This is a genomic window from Flavobacterium sp. (assembly GCF_036515215.1).
Lineage (GTDB): Bacteria > Bacteroidota > Bacteroidia > Flavobacteriales > Flavobacteriaceae > Flavobacterium.
The window spans coordinates 1-15,052 of sequence record NZ_DATBVQ010000109.1; the positions used below are offsets into that span (position 1 = coordinate 1).

General features: G+C 40.2%; 17 protein-coding genes. 16 read left to right on the forward strand and 1 reads right to left on the reverse strand.

Annotated elements, in window-relative coordinates:
* The 14 genes from VIH09_RS07375 to VIH09_RS07440 all read left to right on the forward strand — a co-directional run.
* Nucleotides 1–782: PDZ domain-containing protein (locus VIH09_RS07375; protein ID WP_331579420.1), on the forward strand; the 782-nt coding region annotated here is incomplete at its 5' end.
* A gap of 65 nt (nt 783–847) precedes the next feature.
* Nucleotides 848–1,843 (forward strand): pyruvate dehydrogenase (acetyl-transferring) E1 component subunit alpha, encoded by a 996-nt coding sequence (pdhA, locus tag VIH09_RS07380; RefSeq protein ID WP_331579422.1) that lies wholly within the window; start codon nt 848–850, stop codon nt 1,841–1,843.
* Nucleotides 1,844–1,934: 91 nt separating this feature from the next.
* Nucleotides 1,935–2,207, forward strand: coding sequence for a zinc ribbon domain-containing protein (locus tag VIH09_RS07385; protein WP_331579424.1), 273 nt, complete (start codon nt 1,935–1,937; stop codon nt 2,205–2,207).
* An 18-nt stretch (nt 2,208–2,225) separates the two neighbouring features.
* A complete protein-coding gene (locus VIH09_RS07390; protein ID WP_331579426.1) occupies nt 2,226–3,224 on the forward strand; it encodes a pyruvate dehydrogenase complex E1 component subunit beta in 999 nt (332 codons plus the stop codon).
* Nucleotides 3,217–4,398 (forward strand): dihydrolipoamide acetyltransferase family protein, encoded by a 1,182-nt coding sequence (locus VIH09_RS07395; protein ID WP_331579428.1) that lies wholly within the window; start codon nt 3,217–3,219, stop codon nt 4,396–4,398. The genes VIH09_RS07390 and VIH09_RS07395 overlap by 8 nt, the downstream gene beginning before the upstream one ends.
* Nucleotides 4,395–4,646: an acyl carrier protein gene (locus VIH09_RS07400; protein WP_331579430.1), complete on the forward strand. Its 252-nt coding sequence runs from the start codon at nt 4,395–4,397 to the stop codon at nt 4,644–4,646. The genes VIH09_RS07395 and VIH09_RS07400 overlap by 4 nt, the downstream gene beginning before the upstream one ends.
* A 67-nt stretch (nt 4,647–4,713) precedes the next feature.
* The gene (locus tag VIH09_RS07405; RefSeq protein ID WP_331579432.1) at nt 4,714–5,703 is read left to right on the forward strand and encodes a 2-hydroxyacid dehydrogenase; all 990 of its coding nucleotides are present in this window, start codon (nt 4,714–4,716) and stop codon (nt 5,701–5,703) included.
* 232 nt (nt 5,704–5,935) lie between these two features.
* Nucleotides 5,936–7,291 (forward strand): Na(+)-translocating NADH-quinone reductase subunit A, encoded by a 1,356-nt coding sequence (locus VIH09_RS07410; protein ID WP_331579434.1) that lies wholly within the window; start codon nt 5,936–5,938, stop codon nt 7,289–7,291.
* Nucleotides 7,292–7,419: 128 nt separating this feature from the next.
* Complete coding sequence (locus VIH09_RS07415; protein WP_331579436.1) at nt 7,420–8,601, forward strand: NADH:ubiquinone reductase (Na(+)-transporting) subunit B; 1,182 nt, start codon at nt 7,420–7,422, stop codon at nt 8,599–8,601.
* The gene (nqrC, locus tag VIH09_RS07420; protein WP_331579438.1) at nt 8,594–9,319 is read left to right on the forward strand and encodes an NADH:ubiquinone reductase (Na(+)-transporting) subunit C; all 726 of its coding nucleotides are present in this window, start codon (nt 8,594–8,596) and stop codon (nt 9,317–9,319) included. The genes VIH09_RS07415 and nqrC overlap by 8 nt, the downstream gene beginning before the upstream one ends.
* Before the next feature lie 16 nt (nt 9,320–9,335).
* Complete coding sequence (locus tag VIH09_RS07425; protein WP_331579440.1) at nt 9,336–10,016, forward strand: NADH:ubiquinone reductase (Na(+)-transporting) subunit D; 681 nt, start codon at nt 9,336–9,338, stop codon at nt 10,014–10,016.
* 23 nt (nt 10,017–10,039) lie between these two features.
* Complete coding sequence (nqrE, locus tag VIH09_RS07430; RefSeq protein WP_331579442.1) at nt 10,040–10,654, forward strand: NADH:ubiquinone reductase (Na(+)-transporting) subunit E; 615 nt, start codon at nt 10,040–10,042, stop codon at nt 10,652–10,654.
* A 20-nt stretch (nt 10,655–10,674) separates the two neighbouring features.
* Entirely contained in the window at nt 10,675–11,940 is a 1,266-nt protein-coding gene (gene nqrF / locus VIH09_RS07435) for an NADH:ubiquinone reductase (Na(+)-transporting) subunit F (protein ID WP_331579444.1), read from the forward strand.
* An 11-nt stretch (nt 11,941–11,951) separates the two neighbouring features.
* The gene (locus VIH09_RS07440; protein ID WP_331579446.1) at nt 11,952–12,956 is read left to right on the forward strand and encodes an FAD:protein FMN transferase; all 1,005 of its coding nucleotides are present in this window, start codon (nt 11,952–11,954) and stop codon (nt 12,954–12,956) included.
* On the opposite strand, the gene VIH09_RS07445 is transcribed toward VIH09_RS07440, so the two are convergent.
* Nucleotides 12,953–13,138 carry a membrane or secreted protein gene (locus VIH09_RS07445; protein ID WP_331579448.1) on the reverse strand — a complete coding sequence of 62 codons (186 nt, stop codon included), beginning with the start codon at nt 13,136–13,138 and terminating at the stop codon, nt 12,953–12,955. The two genes, VIH09_RS07440 and VIH09_RS07445, sit on opposite strands and share 4 nt — an antisense overlap.
* Nucleotides 13,139–13,683: 545 nt before the next feature.
* On the opposite strand from VIH09_RS07445, the gene VIH09_RS07450 reads away from it, so the two are divergent.
* Together VIH09_RS07450 and VIH09_RS07455 are read left to right on the forward strand one after the other, a co-directional pair.
* The gene (locus VIH09_RS07450) at nt 13,684–13,884 is read left to right on the forward strand and encodes a universal stress protein (RefSeq protein ID WP_331579450.1); all 201 of its coding nucleotides are present in this window, start codon (nt 13,684–13,686) and stop codon (nt 13,882–13,884) included.
* Between the two features lie 207 nt (nt 13,885–14,091).
* On the forward strand, nt 14,092–15,045 hold the full coding sequence (locus VIH09_RS07455; protein ID WP_331579452.1) for a sodium:calcium antiporter: 954 nt from the start codon (nt 14,092–14,094) through the stop codon (nt 15,043–15,045).
* Nucleotides 15,046–15,052 lie beyond the last annotated feature (7 nt).

Sequence of the window (15,052 nt, forward strand, 5' to 3'; positions counted from 1 at the left end):
CTGTCAACCCTGGAAATAGCGGCGGGGCCTTAGTTACATTAGAGGGAAAACTGATTGGCATCAATACTGCGATAGCAACGCCCACCGGAGTTTATGCCGGTTACGCTTTTGCCATTCCCGCAGACATTGTGAAAAAAGTCACTAACGATCTTATGAATTTTGGATCCGTGGAGAGGGGCTTCTTAGGAATCAGCATTCGGGACCTGAATAGTGACCTTGCCAAAGAGATAAATAGCGCCCGAGCGAACGGTGTATATGTTGACAGCGTCATGGCGAACGGTGCCGCGAAGGAAGCAGGGGTCAAAGCGAAAGATGTGATAATCGGCATTGATGACATTGAAACGGTTACCGCCTCGAAATTACATGAAATTGTCATGCGAAAACGTCCGGGAGAAAAAATCAAAATTTCACTAATCAGAAACGGTAAAGAAAAAAAGGAAGTCGTCGCGACGCTCAAAAAACAGCCGGCAATCAGCAAGACTCCGATGATTGAAGCAAAGGGACTGCTGAGGGAATTGGGAGTTGAACTTGCCGAGATCACCAGGCAAGACCAGAAAATTTACAATATCAGCAATGGCTTAAAAATCATAAAACTTTATGATGGCAAGCTCAAGAGAAATACGGACATAAGGGAAGGCTTTGTAATTACCTCCGTCAACGGAAGACCGATAAATACTGTCAAATCCTTCGTTGAAGCCGTTGAATCGCAACAAGGCGGAATAATGCTCCAAGGGAAATATGCGGGAGACCCAACGTTCTACTATTATGCCTTTCCCCTATAAAAAACTGTTGAAGACAAGAAAATGGGCATTTTACATTCTAATTCAATCCTGGTAAAAAAAATAATATGACAAATTCAGCTGTACTACCAAAACCCATCGACGTAAAAAAAGGATTACTCCTGTTATACCAAATGCTTCTGATAAGGAGGTTTGAGGAGAAAGCGGCCGAAGAGTATACTAAAGCCAAGATAAGAGGATTCCTGCATTTGTATATCGGCGAGGAAGCTGTTGCCGTGGGTGTCAATCAGGCATTAGATGAGGATGACCATGTATTGGGCACCTATAGGGAACATGGCCATGCCTTGGCGCGCGGAATTGATCCCGACATCATCATGGCCGAGATGTTTGGCAAAAGGGAAGGTTGTAGCCGCGGCCGCGGAGGATCGATGCATCTATTTGATGTCGAAAAAAAATTTTATGGCGGCAATGCCATAGTTTGCGGTCACTTACCCATGGCTGTAGGAATGGCATTGGCATTCAAGAAACAGAAAAAGACGAACATCTGCTGTTGTTTTTTTGGCGAAGGGGCCGCCGCAGAGGGTGAATTTCATGAAGCTATGAATCTGGCCTCGCTATGGAAAGTACCTGTTCTATTTGTTTGCGAAAATAATTTGTATGCCATGGGTACCGCCATTCGGTATTCACACGCCATCACGGAACTGGAAAAAAAAGGTGCCGGATATGGAATTGAATCTTCAGCCGTGGATGGAATGGACTTGTTGGCGGTTATGGATGCGGCAAATGCCGCGGTGCAAAAAGTAAGAAGCAGTGGCCGGCCCTATTTTTTAGTTTGCAATACCTATCGTTTTCGGGCGCATTCGATGTTTGATGCCGAGCTGTATCGTGATAAAAAAGAGGTTGAAGAATGGAAAAAAAGAGATCCAATTCCACAGTTTGAAAAACACCTTTTGGAAAAAAAATGGATCACTGAAAACGAAATTGAAGCTTTTGAGATGAAAATTGAAATGAAAATTAAGTTAGCGGTAGACTTTGCAGAGGCAGGAACTTGGGAACCCCTCGACCAATTGACCAAATTTGTTTACAGCGAAGATGACGGCTAAAAAACAGATACATGACCCTGTTCAAAAGGCATAGCACAATTTGAAGGGGAAGATAAAACGGAAATCTAATTAATAACTAAAAACTATTCCTATGGAAATCATAACATTATGTCAAAGCTGTGGCATCCCTCTTGATAACGATGCCATAAAAGGAACCAAAAAAAATGGTTTGAAAAGTGAGGAATATTGCAAGTTTTGTTACGATCTGGGTGGGTTTACAGATCCTAATTTGACACTGGCCCAAATAATGGAAACCTCCGAAATGCAAATGAAGAAATTGAAACTTCCCGATGCTGCAATTCAAGAGGCTCTAGATATCTTGCCCACATTAAGCCGTTGGAAAGGCAATGAAAATCTTTTTTAAAGAACCGACTTACAGAAAATGGAAACCGACATCAAAAAAACGATCAGTACCTATCGGGAGGCTTTGAAACAAGGTCTTCGTGAAGCCTTGCAAAATGACCAACGCGTTTTTTTGATGGGTGAAGATGTAGGACGTTACGGTGGGGCATTTGCCGTAAGCAAGGGGCTGTTGCAGGAGTTTGGAGAGGAACGGATAATAGACGTGCCGCTGTCCGAGGCCGGTTTCGTGGGGGCGGGAATTGGAGCCGCAATAGCTGGGATGAAGCCCATTATAGAGGTGATGACAGTCAATTTCAGTTTATTGGCTTTGGACCAAATTGTCAACAATGCCGCTACTTTACTGCACATGACTGGCGGACAGGTAAATGTGCCGGTGGTAATAAGGATAGGATGTGGTATCGGCAGGCAATTGGCCGCGCAGCATTCCCATAGCTGGGAACCCTTTTATGCACACGTTCCGGGCTTGATCGTCCTGTCTGTCGGCACGCATGAAGATGCAAGAAACATGCTACATACGGCACTGGAAAGCCCTGACCCTGTCATTATTTTCGAATATACGGCCATGCTAAATTTGGAAAAAGAAATCCCTGTTGATCCCAGCCCGGTAAATATTAACAAAGCAGAAATAAGAAGGGAAGGAAAAGACGTTTCAATTATCACATATGGGGCGGGGGTTTATAAAAGTTTGGAGGCTGCAACTCAGTTAGCTGAGATGGGTATCGATGCCGAAGTCGTTGATCTGCGGGTCTTGCGCCCTTTGGATGACAACACTTTCTTGGCATCGGTTATTAAAACGCATCGGGCAATTATAGTCGAAGAAGCATGGAAATCCGTCAGCATCTCTTCGGAAGTTTCGTCTCGAATTATGGAAAAAGCCTTTTACGATTTGGATGCCCCCGTTCAGAGGCTATGCGGCATTGAAGTACCCATTCCCTACCCGATTCATCTGGAGGAAAAAGCCATTCCACAAACAATTGACATTGTAAATGCCGTAAAAAAAATGATGAGCCATGATTGAATTTACCATGCCCACTTTGGGTGCAGATATGGAAGACGGTACCCTGATCGAATGGAAAAAAAATCCTGGCGATACGGTAAAACGCGGTGATATCATTGCCGAGGTGGAAACGCAAAAGGGATTGATCGAGATTGAGGTATTTGAAGAGGGCACCATCGAAAAATTGTTGATCCAAGAGGGGACCAAAGTACCCGTGGGAACCATAATGGCTCTGATAAGGCCCACTGCTGCAGCTTCAGAAAGAGAAAACATCGCAGAAAAGGAATCGATAAAATTACAACCAACAGAAGAAAAAATCTCGAAAAAACAACAGCTTGAATCAAGAGTCAAAATATCGCCACTGGCGAGAAAAATTGCTGTCGAAAATCATATCGACTTGTCGCTGCTGAAAGGAACTGGAGCGGAGGGTGCCATTACCAGGGAAGATGTAGAAAACGCAATGATAGAACGGGGAGAAATTGCTACAGGAAAAACAGCCCATATCCAAGTTAGCAAAGAAAAAAGCAGCGCTTCCGTAGAGGACATCCGCTCCGCCGTTGCAGCTGCCATGAGCAAGTCAAACAAGGAAATTCCGCATTACTATCTGGAAAAAAAGATAGATCTCACAAAAGCTTTGGCTTGGTTAAAAGAAGCCAATACGCAACGCTCCGTAAAACAAAGGTTGCTGCCTGTTGTACTTCTGCTAAAAGCAACTGCGAAATCCTTGAAGGAGTTCCCGGACTTGAATGCAATCTGGAACAATGGCTTACTACCAAAGAAGGATATCAACATTGGATTTGTGGTCTCAATGCGGACAGGGGGAATTATCGTTCCGGCTATTCACGAAGTCGACTCTAAAAATGTAGATGAAATAATGGAAGTTCTAAACGACATCATCCCGAGGGCAAGGGCATTAAAATTGAGGAGTTCTGAACTCAGCGAATCCACCATTACAGTGACGAGTATTGGTGAAGGTGGCGCTGATGCTGTTTTTGGCATAATCTATCCGCCGCAGGTTGCCATCATTGGTTTTGGGGCAATTACGGAACAAGCCTTTGCAGAAAACGGCATGTTGGGAATCCGTTCCGTAGTTCAGGTTACGCTGGCTGGCGATCATCGCGCCACGGATGGTGTAACCGGAAGCCGGTTCTTGGGTTCATTAAACAAACACTTACAAAACCCCGATTCGTTATGAATGAGCAAGATATCAAACAGACCATTTTTCAACTCTTGAAAAGGATTGCACCCGAAACCGATCCCTCACAATTGAAACCCGATGAAAACATTCGGGAAACCCTCAATATTGACTCGTTTGACGCTTTGCAATTTATTGTGGCATTAGACGAAAAATTAGGAATTGAAATACCGGAAGAGGATTATGGAAAGACCACTACACTAAAGAGCCTGCTTACTTATGTAAAAGAAAAAATTGAACGGCAGTAAATTGAAATTAGAGTTACTCTTTTATAAATGAACAGTATTTGATTTGGGAATCTAAAAAAAGCACATCATGAAAATTTTAATGTACAGCAGCTATGAATTTGACAGACCAATTATCGAAAATGCAATGCATGGCAAACTTGAATTTGCCTATACCGACCAAGCCCTAAGCGAGGATACCGTAAGCCTTGCAAAAGGGTTTGAAGGGATCTCATTATTCACCGCTGATAATGCTTCCGCAGCAATTCTCGAAAAATTATATTTCAATGGGGTCAGGTACATTGCACTGCGTTCTGTGGGTTATGATTACATCGATTTAAAAAGGGCAAGAGCGCTGGGGATCAAAGTGGCAAATGTGCCTACCTATTCTCATTTTTCGGTAGCTGAACATGCAGTTGCCTTGCTCATGGCTTTAAACAGAAAAATTGTATTAGGTCAAAAACTTATGAATATGGGTGACTATCGATTGGACCATTTGATTGGTTTTGACCTGTATGGAAAAAAAGTGGGAATTATTGGGACTGGGAAAATAGGAAGTGCTTTTGCAAAGATCATGCATGGCTTTGGTTGTTTGATTTTGGCGTGTGACCCGGTTGAAAATGAAGAACTGAAACAGCAGTTGGACATTAGCTATACGACACTGGAAGAAGTTTGCATCAATTCAGATGTGATATCAGTGCATTGCCCGCTGAACAGGGAATCAAAATACATGTTTAATAAAAGTACTTTCGCACTGATGAAAAAAAGAGTCATCTTCATTAATACCGCACGGGGAAAAATAGTGAACACGGAGGACTTGATTGAGGCGCTACAAGATGAAATCGTTGCGGCTGCAGGCTTGGATGTGTATGAGGGCGAAAAAAAGATATTCTTTCGCAACCATATTGACAAAAAAATTTCAGATGAAATATACACCATACTCCGCTCCTTTCCCAATGTACTGGTTACCGGACATCAAGGATTTCTTACCAATGAAGCATTGCAGGGAATCGCGAATACTACTATCGCAAACCTAAATGCATGGGCTTACAATGGGATTTGTGGAAACGAGCTAAATTAAATCGCTACCGGTCGTATTAACAAAATTTTAGGCATTTGGCCGACACAATAAATAAATTCGGCTTCTTGCGGGACATTTTTGCCAAAATTGAAATTTTTGTTGCTTTTTCTCCCTAAATTCACTAGATTAGTCCTTTCGTAGGGCAAAACCAATCTTCTCATAGTAAGACTGTTAAACCTATTAAGCCCTACAGGTTTCAGATCAGGAATGCCCAATATAATAAAGTTAATGTATGAGTGAATATATTAAAATTAAGCGGGGATTGAATCTCAAATTGATGGGGGAAGCCGCCAAGTCCGTTTTGGACATGCCTCTAGCTGATATATATGCAATTAAACCAATGGACTTTATTGGTCTCATCCCAAAACTTTTGGTCAAACAAGGTGATAACATTCAGGCAGGTACTCCTTTATTTTACGATAAAAACAATGAAGCCATTACAATATGTTCCCCAGTTAGTGGTGAGGTGGTCGAAATACTTCGCGGAAACAAAAGAGCCATAATCGAAATTAAAATTCTGGCCGATAGGGATATTAGGCATATTCCTTTTCATAAATCACATCCCAGCCAATTAAGCCGGGAAGAAGTTGTTGCAATGCTTTTAAAAAGTGGTGTTTGGCCATTTATCCGCCAACGTCCTTATGGTGTTATAGCCAATCCCGACGAAAATCCAAAATCCATCTTTATTTCGGCATTTGACAGTAGTCCGTTAGCGCCAGATAATGATTTTATCATGTCTGGTAGGGAAATTGATTTTCAAACCGGTTTGGATGCCATAAAAAAATTAACTGACGGAAAAATTCATTTGAACGTACGCCCCAATCCTAGCCCTGCATCCGTTTTTTCAAATGCAAAGGCTGTCCAGATCAATAAAATATCAGGCCCTCATCCCGCCGGGAATGTTGGTGTTCAAATTCATCATATAGACCCTATCAACAAAGGAGAACTGGTTTGGTACATCGCTCCTCAAGATGTGATGATCATTGGGAAATTATTTAATGAGGGAGAATTTGACGCGACAAGAACAATCGCGTTAACAGGTTCACAAATCAACAAACCAAAATATTATAAAACCATCATTGGTTGTTCCATAAAAAACATTATTGCTGACGGCGGTTTAAAAAAGGCAGATAACAGAATCATCAGCGGCAATATACTTACCGGCACCCAAATTCCTGCTGATGGGTATTTGGGTTTTTACGATTCCCAAATAACGGTCATCCCAGAAGGTCATGAATTTGAGTTTATGGGCTGGCTGACTCCAGGTTTCAATAAATTCAGTATGTCTCGCACGTTCTTTTCTTGGCTGACACCAGATAAAAAATACGATTTAAACACCAACCTACACGGTGAAGAAAGGCCCTTTGTAATGACCGGACAATACGAAAAGGTATTCCCCATGGATATATATCCTGTGCAACTTTTAAAATCAATATTGATTGAGGATGTAGACATGATGGAAAAGTTGGGCATTTACGAGGTACTTGAAGAAGATTTCGCCCTCTGCGAATTGGTGTGCACCTCAAAGATAAAATCACAAAGCATCGTACGTCAGGGACTCGATATTGTTCGCAAGGAGTTCAAGTAGCTTCAATTTATTTGAAGTCATAACTAATTCTTAAACAGAAGGAATAGCAAAATTATTAAGGAGTTTATTATTACGAAACCTGTTGTAAACGACCGGATTCATGAAGTTTTAATCAAAAACATTTGAATTTGAAGGCACTTAGAAAATTACTGGACAAATTAAAACCCAACTTCGAAAAAGGGGGGAAACTGGAAAAATTTTATCCGGCATTTGACGCGTTTGAAACCTTTCTCTTTGTTCCAGACCATACAACAGCGGGAAAAGGCGCTCATATACGTGATGCCATCGATTTAAAACGCACCATGATCTTGGTTGTGCTTTCCTTAGTTCCCTGCCTTTTATTCGGAATTTGGAATGTTGGCTACCAACATTATCAAGCGCTGGGGATCACGGGTGTTTCCTTGTTCGATAATTTTACTTTTGGCGCCATCAGAGTATTACCCTTAGTTATCGTTTCTTACGGGGCCGGCTTGACAACCGAATTTATTTTTGCCATAATAAGAAAACATACCATAAATGAAGGCTTTTTGGTTTCCGGAATGTTGATTCCACTGGTAATGCCTGTTGGCGTGCCGTTGTGGATGGTGGCAGTTTCAACCATTTTTGCAGTCATCATAGGAAAAGAGGTTTTTGGAGGAACGGGTATGAATATCCTAAACCCTGCACTTACGGCCAGGGCCTTTTTGTTTTTTGCTTATCCAAGTAAAATGTCGGGAAATGAAGTATGGATAAGTACAAACCATGATCAAGGACAGAATGTGGTCGATGCTTATAGCGGGGCCACACCTTTGGGAGATGCCGCTGCAGGTCTGGCAGATAAAATCCCTGGCACGATGGAATCTTTTATTGGAGCCATTCCCGGTTCCATAGGCGAAACTTCAACACTAGCCTGCTTAATTGGCGCGGCTATATTATTATATACCGGCATCGGTAGCTGGCGGATCATGTCATCCGTTTTCGTTGGCGGTTTTCTAATGGCACTTATTTTTAATCTGTTCGGATTGAACACGCTAATGAACTTGACACCTCTACATCATTTAGTTTTAGGGGGATTCGCATTTGGAGCCATTTTTATGGCCACCGATCCGGTTAGTGCAGCCCAAACAAACACTGGAAAATACATTTATGGTTTCTTGATCGGAATGTTTGCCATTCTGTTCAGGGTTTTTAACCCAGCCTATCCAGAGGGGATGATGCTTTCCATTTTATTCATGAATGTGATGGCTCCGCTAATCGATCATTATGTCGTTGCAGCAAATATTAAACGAAGATTAAAAAGGGTAAAACCAATACAAAATCAAAATGGATAAAAACAGCAATAAAGCCACGTTTCTTTTCTCCTCTGTTATGGTGGTGGTAATTGCAGTACTTCTATCTGTGACCGCCATAAGTCTTGCTCCGTATCAGGCAAAAAACATTAGGATAGAGAAAATGAAAAACATTCTAACAAGCGTTTCCGTTCACGCTGAAACGGCCGAGACGGAGCAACTTTTCAACCAATACATCACTAAACAGATTGTTTTAAACAATAAAGGAGAAGAAATAAACGGTAAAGTTGCCGCATTTGATATAGACCTTAAAAAAGAACTCGATAAAATAAAAACCGGTAAAACTGATGAGCAATTATTTCCTCTCTTCATTTGCAATAAAGAAGGGAAAACCTTTTACATAATTCCTGTGAGAGGAAAGGGATTATGGGGACCAATATGGGGATACATTTCACTGGAAGCAGACATGAGCACCATCTATGGCGCCAGCTTCGGACACAAAAGCGAAACTCCTGGACTTGGCGCCGAAATTGAGACAGAAAAATTTCAACAGCAGTTTGTCGGAAAAAAAATATTTGATGAGGCAGGAAATTTTGTTTCGGTGACAGCTATTAAAGGCGGTGCCTCTCCCGATGATATGCATGGAGTAGATGCCATTTCGGGAGCGACAGTAACCAGCAAGGGCGTTACGGAAATGTTTAAAAGGACGCTTCTCAATTATATACCTTATTTTAAAAGCAGAAGGATGCAGCACTTATAAACTTAAACTACAGCATATGAGCACAGAAACAGTTGCAGTTCCCGCAAAACCGAAAGAACCGAAAGAAGCATTGTTTTCCCCAAAAAACAAACGGCTTTTATATGACCCATTAAACGATAACAACCCGATAACGGTGCAAATATTAGGCATCTGTTCCGCATTGGCAGTGACGGTAAAAATGAAACCGTCTATCGTTATGGCCATGGCGGTAATAACCGTATGTGCCTTTTCAAATGTTATCATTTCATCGATAAGAAATATTATTCCAAACCGCATTCGCATTATAGTTCAGCTGACAATTGTGGCCGCTATGGTAATTTTAGTGGACCAGTTTTTAAAAGCATTTGTATTCGACGTCAGTAAACAGCTATCTGTTTTCGTGGGCCTAATCATAACAAATTGCATTATCATGGGTAGGCTGGAAGCCTTCGCGATGGCGAATAAGCCTTGGCCTTCGTTTTTGGACGGAATCGGTAACGGCTTTGGCTACGGATTAATATTGGTTATAGTCTCCATGATAAGGGAACTTCTGGGCTCCGGTGAATTGATGGGTTTTCGTATTATACCCGAGTCGCTGTATAAAATGGGCTACTTTAATAACAGCCTCGTCATTATGCCTCCCATGGCACTAATCATAGTTGGGATTCTCATTTGGATACAGCGCAGCAGGAACAAAAAACTGATTGAAAGCAAATAAAAACGTTATTTAAAGCATTTTTTATGGATCATGTAAACATTTTTATTAAAGCCATTTTCGTCGAGAATATGATATTTGCCTATTTTCTAGGTATGTGTTCCTATTTAGCCATTTCCAAAACTGTAAAAAGTGCAGTAGGACTGGGACTTGCAGTAATATTTGTTTTGTTTATTTCGGTGCCGGCTTGTTATATGCTGGAAAAATATGTTTTAAAAGCTGGGGCACTAAGTTGGTTGTCAGCAGATTTTGCCTCCATTGACCTAAGTTTTCTAAGTTTTATCATGTTCATCGCAACCATTGCTTCCATCGTACAACTGGTGGAGATGATTGTTGAAAAATACGCACCTGCACTGTACATGTCCTTGGGTATTTTCTTACCACTCATTGCTGTAAACTGTTCTATTTTGGGAGGCGCGTTATTCATGCAAGAAAGGGAATACGCCACATTGGGTGAGGCAACCGTTTTTGGCTTGGGTTCTGGCGTCGGCTGGTTTCTGGCAATAGTCGCGTTATCTGCCACTCGCGAAAAATTAAGGTATTCAAATATCCCCGCACCTCTAAGAGGTTTGGGAATTACTTTTATCCTAACCGGATTAATGGCCATTGCATTCATGAGCTTTATGGGAATTACGTTATAAATCTATAATCAATAAAAGAAATGATAACATTAAGCATTGATATTACAACAGTGATAAGCAGCGTGGTTGTTTTTTTAATATTCAATTTGCTATTGGTGTATCTGATTCTATATGCAAAATCGAAACTTACCCCTTCCGGATTAGTCAAAATAATCATTAACGGAAAAGAAGTGCTCGAAACGGAAGCGGGTTCTACCCTTCTTACCACCTTGTCCAATCAAAAGATATTTTTACCCTCGGCCTGCGGTGGCGGAGGAACCTGTGCCATGTGCAAATGCCAGGTATTATCTGGCGGGGGCCAAATATTACCTACAGAGACGCCCTATTTTTCCAGAAAACAACAGCAATCCAATTGGCGGCTGGGTTGCCAGGTAAAAGTCAAACAGGATATGGAAATAGTCATTCCAAAAAAAATATTGGGAATCAAAAAATGGGAATGCGAAGTTATTTCAAATAATAACGTGGCCACATACATTAAAGAACTGGTAGTCAAATTACCCGAGGCCGAATTTCTGGAATTTGAACCGGGTTCCTATATACAAATAGATGTTCCTCCCTGCGAAATTGATTTTAAAAAAGACCTTTATAATATTGACGACCGGTTTAAGGAAGATTACGACAAGTTCAATATCTGGAATCTGAAAATGAAAAATCCTGAACCCATTTTCCGCGCCTATTCGATGGCAAATCATCCTGCTGAGGGCAACATCGTTATGTTGAATATCAGGCTTGCCACTCCTCCATTTGACAGGAAAGCGGGCGGGTTTATGAATGTAAATCCCGGTATTTGCTCCTCCTACGTGTTCTCACTAAAACCTGGCGACAAAGTAAATATTGCAGGACCTTTTGGCGATTTCCATATCAAGCCTACAAAAAACGAAATGATTTACATTGGCGGTGGCGCCGGAATGGCGCCTTTGCGTTCACATTTATTTCACATTTTTCATACTCTAAAAGAAAGAGACAGAAAAGTTTCCTTTTGGTACGGAGGCAGATCTTCAAAGGAAGTTTTCTATACCGATCAATTCCGCGATATCGAAAAAGAATTCCCGAATTTCCAATACAATATTGCGCTGTCGGAACCGCTGCCGGAAGACAATTGGACAGGGTATACCGGTTTCATCCATAATGTGTTATACGAAAATTATCTGAAGCATCATGAGGCGCCTGAAGATGTCGAATATTATATTTGCGGTCCGCCAATGATGAATGCCGCAGTATTCAAAATGCTCGACGAGCTTGGCGTACCGCCTGAAAATATTGCTTTTGATGATTTTGGAGGATAAAAAAACAATTTATGAAGAAATTTCCATTCCTTATTCTCGTATCCACTTTATTTATAAGCTGTAACTCCAATAAGAAATCTCTAATTAAGATTGAAGGAAATGCACAGGGAACTACCTACCATATTTCCTATTTATCAGATGATGCCATCAATTACAAAACGGCCATCGACTCGCTGTTGAAAGACATTGACAAATCAATGTCGACTTGGCTTCCCTCCTCAATTATATCAAGAATCAATAATGAAGACGGCCCTGTGCTTGTTGACCAATATTTTATCGATGTGTTTAATAAATCGGTTGAAGTTTCAGAAAAAACCGATGGTCTTTTCGACGTTACAGTTGGACCTTTGGTGAATTCCTATGGATTTGGAGCTACCGAAAAAAAGGCATTAGAAAGAAGCAGAATCGACAGTCTACTCCAGTTTGTCGGCTACAAAATGTTGAAACTTGAAGGAAAAAAAATTTTGAAAGCAAAACCAGGAATTAAATTGGATTTTAATGCCATAGCCCAGGGGTACTCTGTAGATGTTTTGTCGAATTTCCTTGAAAGCAAAGGAATCGACAATTACATAGTTGAACTGGGGGGGGAGCTGAAAGCCAATGGAAAAAAAGGAAATGAAAATTGGAAAGTGGGAATCGATAAGCCTGATGAAAAACAAAGCCCTGAACGGGAACTTGAAGCCGTAATTATTTTAAACGATAAAGCCCTTGCCACTTCCGGAAATTACCGTAAATATTATGAAGAAAACGGCCAGAAATTTTCCCATATCATCAACCCTAAAACTGGCTACCCCGCCAAACAGAATTTATTGAGCGCAACAGTGATTGCCGATGATGGCATTACCGCCGACGCATATGCCACCGCTTTTATGGTAATGGGATTGGAGAGGTCGATACAATTTTTAGAAGTAAATAAAGACTTAGAACTGGAAGTATATTTTATTTATGACGAGCACGGAATCTGGAAAACATATTCATCCGAAAGCTTAAAAAAATGGATAAAAGAACTGAACTAAGACTTACATTTTTCGTCAGGTTTTGCCCCGCAAATGCTACATGCCTCGTCCCCATTTTGTATTAACGGATTGTTGCTGCTGCAAGTCCCGGAAAACCTGCCGTCTTTTTTTACCAATATTTTAATGGCAATTCCAGCAAAAGCAGTTGCGAGAAGAATAATTGAAATAAAGATTATTTTCATGATTTACTATAATTATTGTCGGTTGAATTAAAATTATGATGCTTTCTCCATTGTATACATTACAAAAGCAGCTCATTGTGTTTACGTTTTTCAAATATAAAAAGTCAAAATATAGAGAACCGTTCCGTTTATGTTTAGCCTTATGTAAAGTCTTATAAAAAATCAAATTAAATAAGTGCCTAATTACACGCAATTAATCCAAATTAAAATGGCATTCCTCAGTACTATCCAAAACATAGTTTTGTTTTAATTCTTTGCACAACAAGATAGCATTTTTATTTTAAATTAGTAGCACTTCTACTTTTGAGATAATGAGCGGCTCATTTTTACTTGCTTAAGACAAAATCTAAAATGTGCCTGACCATTCAAAATAATTATTTTCTTAAAACATATTAGATACAGCTAACCCAAAAAACACAAAAAAAACCTTGATAAACCATCAAATAAACCGTACATTCGAATAAGAATCTCACATCGATAAACAATTGAAATATAACCATTTAACAATGTATTTGCAAATATAAATCCCCTAATTAGAAAGCATTATGACATTTATAAAAAAGATACTTGTTCCCACTGATTTTTCCATCGCAGCTGATTATGTTATCAATTATGCCGTAGAACTGGCTGCACTTTTGGATGCCTCAATTATTTTATATCATACTTTCATTCGCTTTGAAATCGGTTTTTACCCCCTCACCCAGAGTATCAAGGAAAACCAAAGGAAGTTTCAAAGGCTCTTTTAGAAGAAACATGGCTGATAATAAAGACATCTTGGTTGTAAATCCGATAAAAAGGAAAGGAATATGGCAAAAGGTATTTCATAAGAGCGTAACAAAAAGAACGGCCTATCGTATTCAAATTCCTTTGCTTACAATTCCTGGTAAATGATCTTATGAAATAATAAACCCCAAATAGTGAAAACAAACTTGCAGCACTAAAATAAAACTCAGATGGTAGAGGGATTAATTTTCATATTGGGATTAATTGGGTTGTGGCTTGGAACCAAATGGGTGGTCAAAAGTGCCATTGGAATTGCCAATCGCTTTAATCTTTCCCACGCATTTGTGGGGCTTGCAATTTTGTCAATAGGAACAGATTTGCCCGAAGTTTTTGTTTCAGTTAATGCAGCTTTACTACAACTAAAAGGAATTGAATCCTCGGGAATCATTACCGGAAATGCAATCGGGAGTTCTATAAGTCAAATAAGTATTATTCTTGGTTTATCCGGTTTGCTGTTAAACTTCACTACCACCAAAAAAGAGTTGATTCGTAACAGCATTGCACTCATTTCCGCTATGTTGCTGTTATTTGCCATTGGATTTGATGGGGAAATTTCAAAAACTGACGGTTTTTTACTATTGGTTACGTACTTGATTTATTATATAGTTCTGTTGAAAACTGACTCGAAGGAAGCAGGTAAAAATGTGATAATACAGCACTATAAACCAATAATGTTGGCTGTGTTCCTTGTGTTTGGCTTCGCATTGCTGATTGTTTCATCGCATTTTGTGGTTTCCAATGCATTGCATTTTGCTGAGAAATGGGGAATTACACAATCTTTTGTAGGGATTGTGATTATTGGCCTTGGTACAAGTTTACCGGAACTATCAGTATCCGTTGGCGCGGCATTGAGAAAATCACCCGGAATGTCCCTAGGAAATATCATTGGCAGTACAATTTTTGATATCCTTGTACCAATTGGCCTGGCAAGTTCAATTACTAACATTTCGATGGAGAGTAATCTGATAAAATTCGACTTACCTGTTTTGTTTATAATAACATCATTGGTATTGATTTTTTTGGCAACCAAGAGGGGAATTTCAAGAATTGAAGCAACAATCCTAATCATACTCTATATGATTTATGTTCTCGCAAAATTGTCACTTTTTGAAGGCAAATTTTAAATTCAAA